Source organism: Brenneria tiliae (assembly GCF_023347575.1).
Taxonomy (GTDB): Bacteria; Pseudomonadota; Gammaproteobacteria; order Enterobacterales; family Enterobacteriaceae; genus Brenneria; species Brenneria corticis.
The window spans coordinates 95,294-110,433 of the sequence record NZ_JAKPCB010000089.1 but is presented as its reverse complement, the minus strand read 5'-3'; the positions used below and the strand labels follow the sequence as shown (position 1 = coordinate 110,433).

The following is a 15,140-nucleotide window of genomic DNA, read 5'->3' as shown; positions in this document are numbered from 1 at the left end:
ACAAATACAGTAAATTTTCTTTGAAAAAATGAACCAAATGATAATATCCGCTGCGGCATTATATTAACTCGAACGATATCTTTCCAAGCTAAACCCTCTTCTTTCTTATAGAGACGGGATTTTATTGTCGATAAATTCGTAAATGCCTATCTGGTTTATTTTCGCTATTTGTTTTTTACTTATATATAACATTTCGGGGAAAATGATGAAATTAAAATTATTGACGGCTGCCATAGCTTCTTTAATCAGTATTAATGCGCTGGCGGTAACCATTGATTATCGCCATGAGTTTAAAGATACCGCCAAAGCCGATCATCGAGATCGCCTGTTAATCTCCAACCGTTTTGCCAATGGTTTCGGTTTGTCCGTCGAAGCCCGATGGGCCCAGCATAACAACGACAACACGCCGAACAAGCCGTTCAACGAGACGGTGAGCAACGGCACCGAGGTGATTGCCAGCTACCTGTATAAATTTGACGATACCTTCTCCCTGGAGCCGGGATTATCTTTGGATTCCACCTCCAGCTATAATAGCTATCGTCCTTATTTACGCGGTAAAGCCAATATTACCAGCGATTGGGCGGTAAGTTTGCGCTATCGTCCTTATTATAAGCGCATCAGCAGTAATATCGGTACGACAGGATCAACCTCGGAGAACGGCTACAATCTTACCGCGGTGGTCAGCTATTCTTTCCTGAAGGATTTTCAGGCGGAGTATGAACTGGATTACCAAAAATCAAATTCCGCCAGAGTAAAATTGTCGGATAATGAAAACTACAGTCTCGCTCATGATTTAAAAGTTTCTTATAAATGGGATAAAAACTGGCGGCCTTATGTCGCGTTGGCAAATGTGCCCGAATCCGGCACTACCGATAATCGTCAAACGCGTTATCGCGTCGGGGTGCAATATAACTTCTGATAGGTTATAGCATCAATAATCGCCGACGATAAAATCGAGCCGTCTGATATTCAGACGGCTTTTTCACATGATTAAATTAACGCGGAAATTAAATTTTAAAGCCGTATTTGGCGCTTAATCCCAATTCGTTGACAATGCGCACGCCGGTTTGCAGCGCCTCGCCCTGCAAATCCCGCAGCGGCCGGCGCAGGCTGCCCGCCGGCAAGCCGACCGCTTTCATCAGCGATTTTACCGCCACCGGGTTGATCGCCGAATAGGTATAGTGCAGCAGCGGCAGCAGGTGCTGATAGGCCGTGCGAAAGCGTTCCGCGTCGGCGCCGTCTTTCCACGGCCGGGAGATCTCCGCCAGCTCCGCCGGCGCGATGTTGCCGGTCATATTGGCGGTGCCGTGCCCGCCCAGCGACATGGTCGGCACCACCAGACCGAGGTTCGGCGAGTCGCAGCACATAACGGAAACGTCAGGATTGCCCGCCAGAACCTGGGCGACCTGACCGACGCGCGTGGTGGACTCTTTATGAATCACGTAGTTCGGATGCTTAAATATGCGCAGCAGCGAGCTCCAGTGCAGGTCGGTTTTCACCCGCGGCGGATTATTATAGATCCCTAACGGCAGGTCGGTGGCGTCGGCGATCTCCAGAAAGTAGTTTTCGATGTCGCTTTCGCTGGCGCAAATGTAGGCCGGCGCGGCGATAATGGCGCCGTCCGCGCCGTTATCCCTGGCGTAGCGCACGTAATCGATGGTGGTGTCGGTATTATTGCCGGTGCAGCCGTAGAACAGCTTCATTTTATCGGTGCCGTATTGCGCGGTGCGGCGGATAATCTCTTTTCTCTCTTCCACGGAAAGCATGGAGACCTCCCCGGTCGACCCCATGATTAATACGGCGGCGGTGCCGTGGTCTTCCTGAAATTTCAATAAGGTTTCAAACGCCCCGAAGTCGACGCTGCCGTCTTCATTAAATGGGGTGATCAGGGCGACGAACGACCCGGTGATTTTTTCTCTACTCATCTCTCTTTCCTGCCTGTTTAGTCATATACGGATAAATACGCATCAGGATTGCAGCGGCTCGGCGATAAAGCCCGCCTCGACAAAACGTAATAGATGCGCCAGAACGCGATCGTCGTCGCTGTTGTCGCACAGCCCTTTGGATAGCAGCGCCAGACGGCCGGAGCGCGGATCCGCATCGGTCAGCACGTGCATCGCCGCGCCGCGGGCGAATTCATAGCGCCAGATAATCTCCTCGCGGGATAATTCAGGCAGCGCGCGGGAAAACGCATCGATAAAACGATGAGCCGTGTGATCGAACTGGGCAGAAAGCAGGGCGGTCACCCCCAGCCCCGGCGTGGCGCGCAGATGTTGCAGCAGACGAACCACGATGCGTCCGCCGTCGGGGGTGCGGGCCGTCTTGACCAGCGGGCGCAACAGCGCATCCAGCAGCGCGGCGACGGGCGGGACGGCGCCGTAAGCCTGCTCCACCTCATCCAGCAGGCGCGTCCTTTCTTCATTCAACGGACCGAGAACCGCATCCAGCACGGCGCGCAGCAACCCATCCTTGGAGCCGAAGTAATAATTCACCGCCGCCAGATTGACGTTGGTGGCCTCGGTAATTTCACGAATGGTCGTCAGTTCGCTGCCTTTGCAGGCAAAGATGGTGATCGCTTCCCGCAGGATGCGCTGCTTGATGTCCGCCTCTTTCTCTTGGCTCTGTTGTTTGCTTTTCACTAAAGCCACCATGACTCATCCTTTTCGTGTTGTGGTTTAAGCCGGCCGCAGTTCCTGATAGACCAGCGTCGCCCAGTAGCGGATACCCAATGGAATCAACGCATCGTTAAAGTCGTAGTGCGGGGTGTGCAGATGGCGCACCTCCGCGTCGTCCTGGGCGCTGTTTCCCAGCATCATAAAAGCGCCGGGGCGCTGTTCCAGCATGTAGGAAAAATCCTCCGCCCCCAACAGCGGGGTCATCGCCGTGTCGACCTGCTCGGCGCCGACAACCTGCGCGGCGGCGGCGATCGCCAGCTCTGTGACCCGGGCGTCGTTAATCAGCGGCGGATACTGATGCTGGTAGCTCACCTCCGCCGTGGCGCCAAAGCCCTGCGCGGCGTGGTGCGCCAGTTCGCGCAGGCGCGTTTCCAGCAGTTGGCGGACCGCCGGGGAGTAGCTGCGTCCGGTGCCTTTCAGCCGCACACGGTCGGGGATCACGTTAGGGGCATTGATATCGCCGCCCTGGATATGGCCGATGCTCAGTACGGCGGCTTCCATCGCCGGAACGTTGCGGCTGATAATGGTTTGCAAGCCGAGCATAAACTGCGCGGCGGGCAGGGTGGGGTCGATGGATAAATGCGCCCCTGAGCCGCCGTGCCCGCCGGTGCCGTGAAAGGTTACCTGCCAGACATCGCTGGCCGCCAGCATCGGGCCGCTGCGAATGGAAAAGCGGCCGGCGGCGATGCCGGGCTTATTGTGCAAGCCAAATAGCTGGTCGCAGGGAAAGCGCGTCAGCAGGCCGTCGTTCAGCATGGCGGGCGCGCCGCCCAATCCTTCCTCCGCCGGCTGAAAAATAAAATGCACCGTGCCGGCGAAATCCGGGTGCAGCGCCAGATAGCGCGCGGCGCCGAGCAGCATGGCGGTATGGCCGTCGTGGCCGCAGGCATGCATTTTTCCCGGATGCCGCGAGGCGTAAGGCAGGCCGGTTTTTTCGCTGATGTACAGCGCGTCCATATCCGCCCGCAGGCCGATGCTCCCTGCGCCGGGGTAGCGGCCGCGCAGCGTGGCGACCACGCCGGTTCCGCCGATGCCTGTGGCGACGGAAAGCCCCCAGGCCGTCAGCTTTTCCGCCACCAGCTGCGCGGTGGCGAACTCTTCAAAGCCGATTTCCGGGTGCTGATGAATGTGGCGGCGGATGGCGATTAGCTCCGGTAAAAAGCGCCGAATGGCCGATTCCATCTCCCCTTGATCGACAAGGGTAAGGGTTGAGTCTGTCATGATGCGTTTCCTGTGTTCGCCCGCGCTTAAAACGTGCCCGGATAGCTGCCGCCGTCGATAAGCAGGTTTTGTCCGGTGATATAGCCCGACTGCGCCGCGCACAGAAAGGCGCAGGCGGCGCCGAACTCTTCCGGGCGGCCGTAGCGTTTCGCGGTATTGGCGGCGGCCCGCTCGCGCTGGATATCGGCGAAGTCCCGGCCGGTTTGTTCCGACAGCGAGCGGATGTGCTGCCACTGCCCCTCGGTGTCGAAAATCCCCGGCAGAATATTATTAATGGTCACGTTGCGCTCAACGACCGTACGGGACAGGCCGGCGACAAACCCGGTCAGCCCTGAGCGGGCGCTGTTGGACAAGCCCAGTTCAAGCTGGGGAATTTTCACGCTGCGGGAGGTAATATTGACGATGCGGCCGAAACCGCGTTCGCTCATGCCGTCGACGGTCAGCCGGATCATCTCGATCGGCCCCAGCATCATGCTGTCGAGCGCCGCCAGCCAGTGTTCGCGCTGCCAGTGGCGGAAATCCCCCGGCGTCGGCCCGCTGGCGTTATTAATCAAAATATCGGGCCGGGGGCAGGCTTGCAGCGCGGCCCGGCGCCCGGCTTCGGTGGTGATGTCGGCGACGGCGGCGGCCGGGCGGTTGCCGGTCTGCTGATAAATGTCCTGCCGGGCGTCCTCTAAGGCGCTTTCGCTGCGGGACAGCAGCGTCACCTCGACCCCTTCCCGCGCCAGCTGCAATGCGGCGGCTTTACCCAGCCCCCGGCTTGCGCCCCATACCAGCGCTTTTTTGCCCTGAATGCCAAGATCCATACCATTAAACCTCTTGAGTTAGCCGTTCGCCCACCGTCGGCGCGGCGTTGGGGGGAATCCGCCGTTGGCGCAGCGTGGTTTCCCGCTGTCCGCTTGGCACCGCGTCGATCAATTTGCGGGTGTAAGGGTGCTGCGGCTGGTGCCAGATACTGTAATGGTCGCCGCTTTCCACGCAGCGCCCGTCTTGCATCACCATCACCCGGTCGGCGATATAGCGCACCACGGCGAGATCGTGAGAAATAAACAGCAGCGACAGCCCCATTTCGTTCTTCAGTTCCACCAGCAGGTTGAGGATTTGCGCCTGAATAGAGACATCGAGGGCGGAAACGGGCTCATCGCAAATCACCAGCGACGGGCGCACCACCAGCGCCCTGGCGATGCCGATGCGCTGGCGCTGGCCGCCGGAAAATTCATGGGGATAGCGCGCCAGGCTGCTTTGCGGCAGCCCGACGCGTTCAATAATGTCGCGTATCGCCCGCTGGCGCTCGGCGCGGTTGCCGAGACCGTGCACGATCAGCGGAGTCTCAAGAATATGGCCGATATCGTGGCGCGGATTGAGCGAGGCGTAGGGATCCTGAAACACCATTTGCACCTGACGGCGCAGCGCTTGCAGGCGTGACTCTTTCAGGCGGGTAATCTCCTGGCCGTCAAGAATGATCTGGCCTTGCGACGGCGGCAGCAGGCGCAGGATGGTTTTCGACAGGGTGGACTTGCCGCAACCGGACTCGCCCACCAGACCCAGGGTTTCACCGGGATAGATATCCAGCGAGACGTCGTCCACGGCGGCGACGGCGCCCTGCGGCGTCGGATATTCGGTGCGGATATGGCGCAGCGACAGCAACGGCCGGCCGCTGCGATCCGGAATGCGTTCGGGCAGCGGCGGCGGGGTGAACAGGGAGAACGCGGTTTCATCGCCCTGCGTGTGGTGGTGAATCTCCGCCAGCCGCGCGGTGTGGTAATGCGCTTCCCCGTCCATATGCAGCGAAGTGGCCAGCAGCCCCTGGGTGTAGCGGTGCGCGGGGGCGGCGAACAGCTGCGCCGTCGGCGCTTCCTCCACTTTCTGCCCGGCGTACATCACGGCAACGCGGTCGGCCCACTGCGCCACCAGGCCGAGATCGTGGGTAATCAGCAGCAGGCTCATGGAAAGCTCATGGCGCAGATTATCCAGCAGTTCCAGAATTTGCGCCTGAATGGTGACGTCCAGCGCGGTGGTCGGCTCATCGGCGATCAACAGCCGCGGCTGGCAGGCGACCGCCATGGCGATCATCACCCGCTGGCGCTGTCCGCCGGACAGGTTATGCGGGAAATCGTCCACGCGGCGGGCGGGGTCGGGAATTTTTACCAGATCCAGCAGTTCGACGGCCCTGGCCCGCGCGGTGGCGGCGGACAGGTTTTCGTGCACCTGCAGGGTTTCGCTGATCTGCCGGCCGATGGATAACACCGGGTTGAGCGAGGTCATCGGCTCCTGAAAAATCATCGAGACGGCGTTGCCGCGCAGCCGACGCATCTGGCGGTCCGGCAGCGTGAGCAGATCCCGGCCTTCGAACAGAACGCGCCCGCTGATGCGGCCGGGTTCGGACACCAGCCGCATCAGCGCCAGCGCGGTGGCGGATTTGCCGCAGCCCGACTCCCCCACCAGCGCCAGCGTCTCGCCGGCGTTGATGGTCAGATTCAGCCCGCGCACGGCCTGATGCCCCGGAAAGGCGACGCGTAAATCCTGGATCTCCAGCAGCGGCTTCATACGTCTCTCCCCCGCAGGCGCGGATTCAAGGCGTCGTTCAGGGCGTCGCCCACCAGATTCAGCGACAGCACGGTCAGCACCAATACGGTGCCGGGCAGCACGGTGAGAAACCACTCGGTGCGCAGTGACTCGCGGCCGGCGCCGATCATGCTGCCCCAGCTCACCCGGTTCGGATCGCCGAAGCCGAGAAACGACAGCGCCGATTCGATCAGAATGGCCGACGCCACCATCACCGAGGTGGTGACGATAATCGAGGGCAGGGCGTTGGGCAGCATTTCCTGAAAAATAATGCGCAGGCTGGAAAAGCCCTGGCTGCGCGCGGCCATAACAAAATCGCTTTCCCGCAGCGAACGGAATTCGGAACGCACCAGACGGGCGATGGTCGGCCATGACGCAATCCCGATAGCCACGGAAATCAGGCCGACGGAAGGGCTGCCGATGGCGACCAGCACCACCACCAGCAGAAAGGTGGGGAAGGTCTGGAACAGTTCGGTAATGTGCACCAGCACATCGTCTATCCGGCCGCCGAAATAGCCGGCGAGGGCGCCCACCAGGGTGCCGATCAGCAGGCTGACGATCACCGCGGAGAAACCGATCTGCAGCGAGACCTGTGAGCCGTGGACGATGCCGGCGACGACGTTCCGCCCCAGCGAGTCTGTTCCCAGCGGAAACTGGGCGTCTTCCCCCGGCCACAGAAAGGGCTGGGCCACCATATCCAGCGGATCGCCGGGATAGATAAGCGATGCGCAGGCGGCCATCAGGAACACGGTAAGCAGCAACAGTAAACCGCACATCCCCGCCGGATTGCGGATAAAGGCGCGGATTTCCGGCGACAGGCGCAGGGGCGTTTTTAACGGTTTGGCCGCCGCGGCGCCGTTTTCCTCAGGGGCGATTTTGTCAGGGACAATGTTATTCATAATCAACGAACCTTAATGCGCGGATCGAGCCAGGATTGCAGTAAGTCCACCAGCACGTTCGCCAGAATGACCAGAAACGCCGACAGCAGCAGCACGCCAAGCAGCACGTTGAAATCGCGCGCCATCACGGCTTCCAGCGCCAGACGTCCCAGCCCCGGCCAGCTGAATACGGTTTCCACCACGGCGGCGCCGCCCAGCAGGTTGCCGAAATGCATGCCGGCCACGGTAGTGATGGGCAGCAGGGCGCAGCGTAAAATATGGCGAACGGTGACCAGCAACGGCGCCAGCCCTTTGGCATGGGCGGTGCGCACAAAATCCTGCTGGGCGATTTCCAGCATCGCCGCGCGGGTCAGACGCGCATAGATGGCGATAAAAAAGCTGCTGAGCGCCATTATCGGCAGGACGGCATGCCGCAGCATGTCCTGGAGATGCGCCCAGCCGGTCAGATTGGCGCCGATGGTCAGGTTCCCTCCGCTCGGCAGCCAGTCGAGGTGGACGGAAAACAGGATCAGGGCCATCAGGCCAATCCAGAATCCGGGGGTGGAATAGAGCAGCAGCGCCACTAGCGAAAGCAGCCGATCGGGCCATTTCCCCGCCCACACCGCCATCACGGCGCCCAGCAGGATGCCGACCACGATAGCCACCAGCTGCGACAGCAGCATCAGGAACAGCGTGCCGGGCAGGCGGGACATGATCAGCTCCATCACCGGCGCGTTGTAGCGCGGCGAAAAGCCGAGGCTGAACTGCGCCAGGTTGCTCAGGTAGGCGTACAGCTGTTGCAGAATGGGCAGATCGAGGCCGAACTGGGTGCGCATATGGGCCATGGTGGCTTCGGTCGCGCTGCCCGACTCGCCGGCCAGCACGTCGACCGCATCCCCCGGCACCAGCTGCAGCAGGAAAAACACCAGAATGACGATGCCGATCGCCGTCGGCAGCGCGTGGAGCAGCGTGCGTCGCAATACGCGCCCGATTCGTTCTAATCTCTTCATCACATGCCTTTATAAGGCTCCCTCCTGCGTCAGCGGGGGAGCATCCTCTTACCGATCCAGCCACACTTCGGCCAGGCTGCCGTTTACCCCCTGAATATCGGTCAGGTGGTTGTGTACCCGCTTGTTGTAAATGGTCAGGCGTTTAATCTGCAGCAGGTTAAGGTCCGGCAGCTCGACTTCGACGATGCGCTGGAACTGTTTATACAATTCGGCGCGTTTGGCCGGATCGATCTCCACCGAGGCCTGTTCCAGCAAGCGGTCCACTTCCGGGTTGTGGTAGTGAGATCCGTTGCCGAAGGGTACGCCGGGCTTAAAGGACTGCGACCAGTAGAGACGCTGTACGCCTACCGCGGGATCGAACAGGTTGGAAATGGAGTGGTTGGTAAAATCAAAGTCGCGATCGGAGTAAACGCGCTTGATATACGTGGCGAAATCCTGTGAGCGAATGGTGACGTCGATACCGACTTTCGCCAGGGCGGATTTAACGTATTCGGCCACGCGTTTAAAGCCGTCGCCGTAAGGCAGGTAGTCGTGGGTCAGCTTAAAGCGGATGCCGTTCGCCTGTTTGGGAAAGCCCGCCTCGTCCAGCAGGGCATTGGCCTTGGCGATATCGAAACCATAGGGGGACGGCGTGCTGTCATGGAATTGCGCCAGCTCCGGGGTAATCGGCGTCGGCGAGCTTACCGCGTAGCCGTACCACACCACGTTTTTCAGTACGTCGCGGTTAATACTGTGGGCGATGGCCTGGCGAACTTTCAGGTGTTTCAGGTAGCTATTATCCAGATTGAATTCGATGCGGGTTTGCGTCGGCCCGTAGCCGTAGCCGCCGGTTTCAATACCGAGCTTGCCGTTTTTCTCGATGCGTCCGATTTCGCTTAACGGCACCGGCGATTCGCTGCCGAGGTCGAGCGCGCCGGTTTCAAACGCAATGGTGCGCGTGGCGGCGTCGGGAATAAATTTCACCACCAGCTTATCAATATAGGGCTTGGGCTGATCCCAATAGTGCGGGTTGCGTTCGTAAATGATATGGCTGCCGCGCACCCATTCCTTAAAGACATAGGGGCCGGTGCCGACCGGCGCGGTATTGTGCGGATTGCTGCGAATATCGGTGCCTTCATACAGATGCTTCGGCACGATGGGCGCTTCATTCGCCGAGAAGGCGCTCAATAAATAGGGCGCCGGCTGCGACAGTTCAACCACCGCGGTATAGGGATCGGGGGTTTTCACGTCGGTGACGCTGGCGAAGGTCCCCTGGCCGCGTGAATTATATTGTCTGACCGCCAGTATGGAGAAGGCGACGTCCGCGGAGGTGAAATCCTTGCCGTCGTGCCATTTCACGCCCTGGCGCAGATGAAAGGTATACTGCTTGCCGTCCGGGCTGATCGACCAACTGGTGGCCAAGGCGGGAACGGGCTTCAGATCGAAATCATAATTAAGCAACCCTTCGATGACCTTGGAATTTACCTTGAGAATGGGACCGGCGGTATTGATCAGCGTGGTCAGCACCGGCGGTTCCGGCTCGACCAGAAAATTAAGGGTTCCGCCGCGTTTGGGCGTGGGTTCTGCTGCCTGGCCGTGTAGACTGAATAGCGAAGAAGCGACTACCAATATTGATAAAAGTGCATGTTTTTTCATCTTTCCCATCCGTATCGGAGCGTGGATTCTGCGTTTTTATTTTCTATCGCGACCGTATCCCAACGACCGTTTTAAACAAACGTTTAAATTCGGATAAGCAATGTCGAATTACGCATAAATCATTGGCGGCGCCGACGATTGGGCAAGGCGCGGATTCAGGCTATTATATAGTTCGCTAACTACTACCATGAGGTCGTCATGTCGATTAAACGTTATCCACACCTGGCTCACTGGGGCGCGTTTACCGCCGTTGTTGAAGACGGAAAATTGATTCGCTGCGAGCCATTCGCGGGCGACCCTTCACCTTCCCCCATGCTCGACTCCATCGTCCCGCTGGTCTATTCGGAACGCCGCATCCGGCGGCCCGCGGTGCGTCGTTCCTGGTTGCAGCAGCGTGAAAAAAGCGATGGTTCGCTGCGCGGCAAAGAAGACTTCGTCGAGGTCGACTGGGACGTGGCGCTCGACCTGGTGGCGGAGGAAAACCGCCGCATCCGCGATCGCTACGGCGCCGACGGGCTGTTTGCCGGCTCCTACGGCTGGTCTTCCGCCGGACGCTTTCACCATGCCCGCTCCCAGGTACGCCGGTTTTACTTTTCCGGCGGCGGCGCGGTGGATCAGCTGGGCAACTACAGCTGGGGGTCGGCGCAGTTTTTCCTGCCGTATGTCATCGGCACCTTTCATCCGCTGACCGGCAAGGTGACCGAGTGGCGCAGCGTCGCCGAACACTGCGATATTTTTCTCGCCTTTGGCGGCCTGGCGCTGAAAAACGCCCAGGTGGCCTCCGGCGGCGCGGGGCACCATACGCTGCGGCCGGCGCTGGAAAAGCTGGTGGCGAAGGGCATTCCGGTGATCAATATCAGCCCGATGCGCGATGACTGCCCGGCATTCGTCAATGCGGAGTGGATTCCCATCCGCCCGAATACCGACGTGGCGCTGATGCTGGCGCTGGGGTATGAGATTCAGCGTCTGGGGGCCGACGACAAGGATTTCCTGCAACGTTACTGCGTCGGCTATGAGCAATTGACGGACTATCTTGGCGGCCGTAGCGACGGCACGGCGAAAACGCCGGCCTGGGCCAGCGCCATTACCGGCATTCCGGCGGCGCGCATCGAGCGGCTGGCGCGGCAGTTGATCGGCGTGCGCAGCTTTATCACCTGCTCCTACTCCGTTCAGCGGGCGCATCGGGGCGAACAGCCCTATTGGATGATGATCGCCCTGTCGTCGATGCTGGGGCAGGTCGGGCTGCCGGGCGGCGGTTTCTCGTTCGGCCACGGCTCAATGAACAGCGTCGGCAACGAACGTATCGCCACCCCGGCGCCGGCGTCGCCTTCCCACCCGAATGCCGGGCGGTCGATTCCGGTGGCGCGCATCGCCGATATGCTGTTGCACCCCGGCCAGCCCTATACCTTTCAGGGGGAAACGCATCACTACCCCGATATCCATTTGATTCACTGGGCCGGGGGCAATCCTTTCCATCACCACCAGCAGTTGAACCGGCTGGTGGAGGGGTGGAGCAAGCCCGATACGGTGGTGGTGCAGGATATCGTCTGGACGCCGGCGGCGCGGATGGCGGATATCGTGCTGCCGGTGACCACCACCCTGGAGCGCAACGATATCGGCGGCTCTTCCCGCGATCGCTTTATTTTCGCCATGCATCAGGCCATCGCCCCGCGGCATCAGGCGCGCCATGATTTCGACATCTTCAGCGAACTGGCGCAGCGGCTGGGCTATGGGGATGCCTTTACCCAAAACCGCAGCGAGCGGGAGTGGCTGACGACGCTCTATGACGAGTGCCGCGCCAGACAGCAAGAGGCTGCGCAATCCTGGCCGTCGTTTGACGAGTTCTGGCGGCAAGGGCACGTCGAGATCCCGATGGACGACAAGCCGTTCGTGTTTTTTGAGGATTTCCGCCGCGATCCGCAGCAGCATGCGCTGCAAACGCCCAGCGGTAAAATCGAACTGTTCAGTTCCACCATCGCCGGGTATGACTACCCCGACTTTGCGCCGCATCCCGAATGGCGGCCGCCGGTTGAATGGCTGGGGGCGTCGGCCACGCAAACCTGGCCGCTGCACTTTATTTCCATTCAGCCTGGCGATCGGCTGCACAGCCAGCTGGCGACGACGCCGCAGGTCGAAGCGAATAAAACCGCGGGCCGGGAGACGCTCTATATGCATCCGCAGGATGCGGCGGCGCGCGGCATCAACGAGGGTTTCCAGGTGGAAGTCAGCAACGATCGCGGCCGTATTTACGCCGGCGTGCGGATCACCGACGGCGTGACGCCGGGGGTGGTGATTATGTCTACCGGCGCCTGGTTCGATCCCGGTTTCGGACAAAAAGAGTGGCATCCGGTCGAGCAGTCGGGGAACGCGAACGTGCTGACGCTGGATATCGGCACCTCCTCCTTGACCCAGGGGCCGAACGCCATGAGCTGCCTGGTGGAGGTGGCGCCGGTTTAGGGGTATCCTGTGGCGTTTTTATTTTCCCGATTTAAAGGTTGGCAGCAATGAGTACGCAATTATCCGAAGCCTATTTACAGCGTTTCGGCGGCACCGCGCGTTTATACGGTCGGCAGGCGCTGGCGCTGTTTTCTCAGGCGCATGTCTGCGTGATAGGCATCGGCGGGGTGGGGTCATGGGCGGCGGAAGCGCTGGCCCGCACCGGCATCGGCGCCATCACCCTGATTGATATGGATGATGTGTGCGTCAGTAACACCAACCGGCAGATCCACGCGCTGCGGCAGCATACCGGGCAGGCGAAAACCGAGGTGATGGCCGAACGCATTCTGGCCATCAATCCTGAATGCAGGGTGACCTGCGTGGATGATTTTATCAGCGCCGAGAATGTCGCGACGCTGCTCGACGGCGATTTCAGCTATGTGATCGACGCGATTGACAGCGTGCGCCCCAAAGCCGCGCTGCTCTCCTACTGTCGGCGCTACAAGATCCCGGTGGTGACCACGGGGGGCGCCGGCGGACAGATTGATCCGACGCGTATCGCGGTGGCCGATCTGGCAAAAACCATTCAGGATCCGCTGGCGGCCAAACTGCGCGAGCGGCTGAAGCACGACTTCAACGTGGTGAAAAACAGCAAGGGCAAGCTGGGGATAGACTGCGTGTTTTCCAGCGAACCACTGGTCTACCCGCAGCCCGACGGCTCGGTGTGCGCTTCGCGCGGCAGCGCCGAGGGGGTAAAACGCATGGACTGCGCCTCCGGTTTCGGCGCCGCGACCATGGTGACGGCGACGTTCGGTTTTGTTGCCGTTTCCCATGCGCTGAAGAAGATGATGGCGAAAGAGGCGCGCCGGTCAGGGGGGTAATCCAGGCTGTCCCATCCGTGGTTTTTAGCGTCGGCCGGCGTAAAATCAGCCCTGTCGCGCAATCGTACGCACCCTGGCGGCCAGCGCCGCCAGGCCGCTGGAGCGGGAGGCGCTGAGCTGTGCGCGCAGCCCCAGGGCGTCGAACAGCGCCAGCGGATCTTCCTCAAGCAGCGCCTGCGCGGTTTTCCCTTCCGCGGCGGTCAACAACACCGCCAGCAAACCGCGCACAATGCGCCCGTCGCTGTCGCCGTAAAAGTGCAGCGTGCCGTCTTCCTGACGTTGATAACCCAGCCAGACCTGATTTTCGCAGCCGGTCAGCGCGATATCTTCGCTTTTTAACCTTTCCGGCAGGGCGGGAAGCTGTTTGGCTAATAAAATAAGCTGCCGGTAGCGTTCCTCCCATGAACGACAGGCGTCGAAACGCGTTTTCAGGTCGGCGGCGCTAATCTGGCGGCCGAACGGATGAGGGGCGAGTGTTATCGTCATGGTGATAGCGTTTAATCCGTGAGTAATTCAAGCGCCGCGCGGACGGCGGCGATCAGCGCATCGATATCCTGCTGATTATTATAGGGCGCAAACGACGCGCGCAGCGTACCGTTGACGCCGAGCGCGGCCATCAACGGCTGGGCGCAATGATGGCCCGCCCGTAGCGCCACGCCGCTCTCGGCCAGCAGCGTCACCAGATCGCTGTGGTGAACGCCGGCGAAATCGAAAGAGAGCACGCTCGAATCAGCGCAGCGGAAACTGCGAAAACCGGGGAATTGCGCCAGCTGAACTTCCGCCTGCCGGGCCAGGTTCCGGCTGTACCGTTCCGCCGCCGGCCAATCCTGCTGTGACAGCCACTCCAGGGCGGCGGACAAACCGAGAACGCCGGCGATATGGGGCGTACCCGCCTCAAACCGCTGGGGGATCGCCTGGGGGGTAAATCCGTCAAAGGAAACCTGGGTCATCATTTTGCCGCCGCCCTGCCATGGGGTCATGCTTTCCAGCAGGGCCGTTTTGCCGTACAGCACGCCGAGGCCGGTGGGCGCATACAGCTTGTGGGCGGAAAAAGCATAAAAATCAATATCCAGCGCCTGAACATCGGGCGGGCTGTGCGCGATGCCTTGCGCGCCGTCCACCATCACCACCGCGCCGTAGCCATGAGCCAGCTGAATGGCTTTCGCCAGATCGGGCATGCCGCCGGTGACGTTGGACATCTGCCCCAACGCCAGCAGGCGGGTTCTGGGGGTGAGCAAATCGGCGAGCCGGTCGATATCCGGCAATAGATCGGCGCCGATGGGCAGTTTCACCACGCGCGCGCCGGTTTGCTGCGCCACCATCAGCCAGGGGATCAGGTTGGCGTGGTGTTCCGCTTCGCTGACCAGGATCTCATCCCCCGCCCGCAGTCGCGGACGGGCGTAGCTTTGCGCCACCAGATTGATTGCCTCGGTGGTGCCTTTGGTCCAGACGACGGCGCGCGGATCCGCCGCATTAATAAGCGCGGCGACCTGTTGCCGCGTATGCTCAAAACGCAGGGTCAGCCGCTGCGCTGCGCGGTGCTGGCTGCGATGGACCGTGCCGCTTCCCTGGCGATAAAACTGTTGCACGGCGTCGATGACCGGCTGCGGTTTTAAGGTGGTGGCAGCACTGTCAAGGTATACGCCCGGCTGGATAAGCGCGGGGAAATGCTGGCGGAAAATTGTGGCGTTAAACCGTGTCATGAGCATCCTCTTGTGGGAGTCAGATCCTGTCTCATTTTGAGGGGGGAAACAAGTTTAGGACGATGCTTAGCGCCGCTTTGTGGAAAAATGAATAAATCTTGCTATGCTTTAAAATGTTAATGTTCAGGATTTCATG

Annotated in this window: 13 protein-coding genes; 3 read left to right on the top strand and 10 right to left on the bottom strand. The window is 60.3% G+C overall.

Annotated elements, in window-relative coordinates:
* Positions 1 to 205 precede the first annotated feature (205 nt).
* Complete coding sequence (locus tag MFP24_RS04470; protein WP_249229316.1) at positions 206 to 919, top strand: oligogalacturonate-specific porin KdgM family protein; 714 nt, start codon at positions 206 to 208, stop codon at positions 917 to 919.
* A gap of 88 nt (positions 920 to 1,007) precedes the next feature.
* Here MFP24_RS04470 and MFP24_RS04465 read toward each other — a convergent pair whose 3' ends face one another.
* Genes MFP24_RS04465 through MFP24_RS04430 form a run of 8 tightly spaced genes read right to left on the bottom strand, consistent with a single transcriptional unit; the run spans position 1,008 to position 9,984 of the window.
* On the bottom strand, positions 1,008 to 1,925 hold the full coding sequence (locus MFP24_RS04465; protein WP_249229317.1) for a 4-hydroxy-tetrahydrodipicolinate synthase family protein: 918 nt from the start codon (positions 1,923 to 1,925) through the stop codon (positions 1,008 to 1,010).
* A gap of 42 nt (positions 1,926 to 1,967) precedes the next feature.
* The gene (locus MFP24_RS04460; protein ID WP_249229318.1) at positions 1,968 to 2,651 is read right to left on the bottom strand and encodes a TetR/AcrR family transcriptional regulator; all 684 of its coding nucleotides are present in this window, start codon (positions 2,649 to 2,651) and stop codon (positions 1,968 to 1,970) included.
* Positions 2,652 to 2,675: 24 nt separating this feature from the next.
* Positions 2,676 to 3,896 (bottom strand): M20 aminoacylase family protein, encoded by a 1,221-nt coding sequence (locus MFP24_RS04455; protein WP_249229319.1) that lies wholly within the window; start codon positions 3,894 to 3,896, stop codon positions 2,676 to 2,678.
* Between the two features lie 26 nt (positions 3,897 to 3,922).
* Positions 3,923 to 4,702, bottom strand: coding sequence for an SDR family oxidoreductase (locus MFP24_RS04450; protein ID WP_249229320.1), 780 nt, complete (start codon positions 4,700 to 4,702; stop codon positions 3,923 to 3,925).
* Between the two features lie 4 nt (positions 4,703 to 4,706).
* Positions 4,707 to 6,443, bottom strand: coding sequence for an ABC transporter ATP-binding protein (locus MFP24_RS04445; protein ID WP_249229321.1), 1,737 nt, complete (start codon positions 6,441 to 6,443; stop codon positions 4,707 to 4,709).
* Entirely contained in the window at positions 6,440 to 7,360 is a 921-nt protein-coding gene (locus MFP24_RS04440) for an ABC transporter permease (protein ID WP_249229322.1), read from the bottom strand. The genes MFP24_RS04445 and MFP24_RS04440 overlap by 4 nt, the downstream gene beginning before the upstream one ends.
* Before the next feature lie 2 nt (positions 7,361 to 7,362).
* Positions 7,363 to 8,349, bottom strand: a complete 987-nt coding sequence (locus tag MFP24_RS04435; RefSeq protein ID WP_249229323.1) for an ABC transporter permease — start codon at positions 8,347 to 8,349, stop codon at positions 7,363 to 7,365.
* A 48-nt stretch (positions 8,350 to 8,397) separates the two neighbouring features.
* A complete protein-coding gene (locus MFP24_RS04430) occupies positions 8,398 to 9,984 on the bottom strand; it encodes an ABC transporter substrate-binding protein (protein ID WP_249229324.1) in 1,587 nt (528 codons plus the stop codon).
* Positions 9,985 to 10,182: 198 nt separating this feature from the next.
* Here MFP24_RS04430 and MFP24_RS04425 point away from each other — a divergent pair, with 198 nt between their 5' ends.
* A complete protein-coding gene (locus MFP24_RS04425; protein ID WP_249229325.1) occupies positions 10,183 to 12,441 on the top strand; it encodes a molybdopterin guanine dinucleotide-containing S/N-oxide reductase in 2,259 nt (752 codons plus the stop codon).
* Positions 12,442 to 12,488: 47 nt separating this feature from the next.
* Entirely contained in the window at positions 12,489 to 13,301 is an 813-nt protein-coding gene (gene tcdA, locus MFP24_RS04420; RefSeq protein WP_249229326.1) for a tRNA cyclic N6-threonylcarbamoyladenosine(37) synthase TcdA, read from the top strand.
* Between the two features lie 45 nt (positions 13,302 to 13,346).
* On the opposite strand, the gene csdE is transcribed toward tcdA, so the two are convergent.
* Both csdE and csdA read right to left on the bottom strand, forming a co-directional pair.
* Entirely contained in the window at positions 13,347 to 13,787 is a 441-nt protein-coding gene (csdE, locus tag MFP24_RS04415; RefSeq protein ID WP_249229327.1) for a cysteine desulfurase sulfur acceptor subunit CsdE, read from the bottom strand.
* 11 nt (positions 13,788 to 13,798) lie between these two features.
* Positions 13,799 to 15,004 (bottom strand): cysteine desulfurase CsdA, encoded by a 1,206-nt coding sequence (gene csdA, locus MFP24_RS04410; protein ID WP_249229328.1) that lies wholly within the window; start codon positions 15,002 to 15,004, stop codon positions 13,799 to 13,801.
* Between the last annotated feature and the right edge of the window lie 136 nt (positions 15,005 to 15,140).

Excerpts from the sequence above, each read along its gene's own strand:
- csdA (WP_249229328.1), bottom strand. The coding sequence starts at position 15,004 with ATGACACGGTTTAACGCCACAATTTTCCGCCAGCATTTCCCCGCGCTT.
- MFP24_RS04455 (WP_249229319.1), bottom strand. The coding sequence starts at position 3,896 with ATGACAGACTCAACCCTTACCCTTGTCGATCAAGGGGAGATGGAATCG.
- MFP24_RS04445 (WP_249229321.1), bottom strand. The coding sequence starts at position 6,443 with ATGAAGCCGCTGCTGGAGATCCAGGATTTACGCGTCGCCTTTCCGGGG.
- MFP24_RS04470 (WP_249229316.1), top strand. The coding sequence starts at position 206 with ATGAAATTAAAATTATTGACGGCTGCCATAGCTTCTTTAATCAGTATT.
- MFP24_RS04465 (WP_249229317.1), bottom strand. The coding sequence starts at position 1,925 with ATGAGTAGAGAAAAAATCACCGGGTCGTTCGTCGCCCTGATCACCCCA.
- tcdA (WP_249229326.1), top strand. The coding sequence starts at position 12,489 with ATGAGTACGCAATTATCCGAAGCCTATTTACAGCGTTTCGGCGGCACC.
- MFP24_RS04460 (WP_249229318.1), bottom strand. The coding sequence starts at position 2,651 with ATGGTGGCTTTAGTGAAAAGCAAACAACAGAGCCAAGAGAAAGAGGCG.
- MFP24_RS04450 (WP_249229320.1), bottom strand. The coding sequence starts at position 4,702 with ATGGATCTTGGCATTCAGGGCAAAAAAGCGCTGGTATGGGGCGCAAGC.
- MFP24_RS04440 (WP_249229322.1), bottom strand. The coding sequence starts at position 7,360 with ATGAATAACATTGTCCCTGACAAAATCGCCCCTGAGGAAAACGGCGCC.
- MFP24_RS04425 (WP_249229325.1), top strand. The coding sequence starts at position 10,183 with ATGTCGATTAAACGTTATCCACACCTGGCTCACTGGGGCGCGTTTACC.
- MFP24_RS04435 (WP_249229323.1), bottom strand. The coding sequence starts at position 8,349 with ATGAAGAGATTAGAACGAATCGGGCGCGTATTGCGACGCACGCTGCTC.
- MFP24_RS04430 (WP_249229324.1), bottom strand. The coding sequence starts at position 9,984 with ATGAAAAAACATGCACTTTTATCAATATTGGTAGTCGCTTCTTCGCTA.
- csdE (WP_249229327.1), bottom strand. The coding sequence starts at position 13,787 with ATGACGATAACACTCGCCCCTCATCCGTTCGGCCGCCAGATTAGCGCC.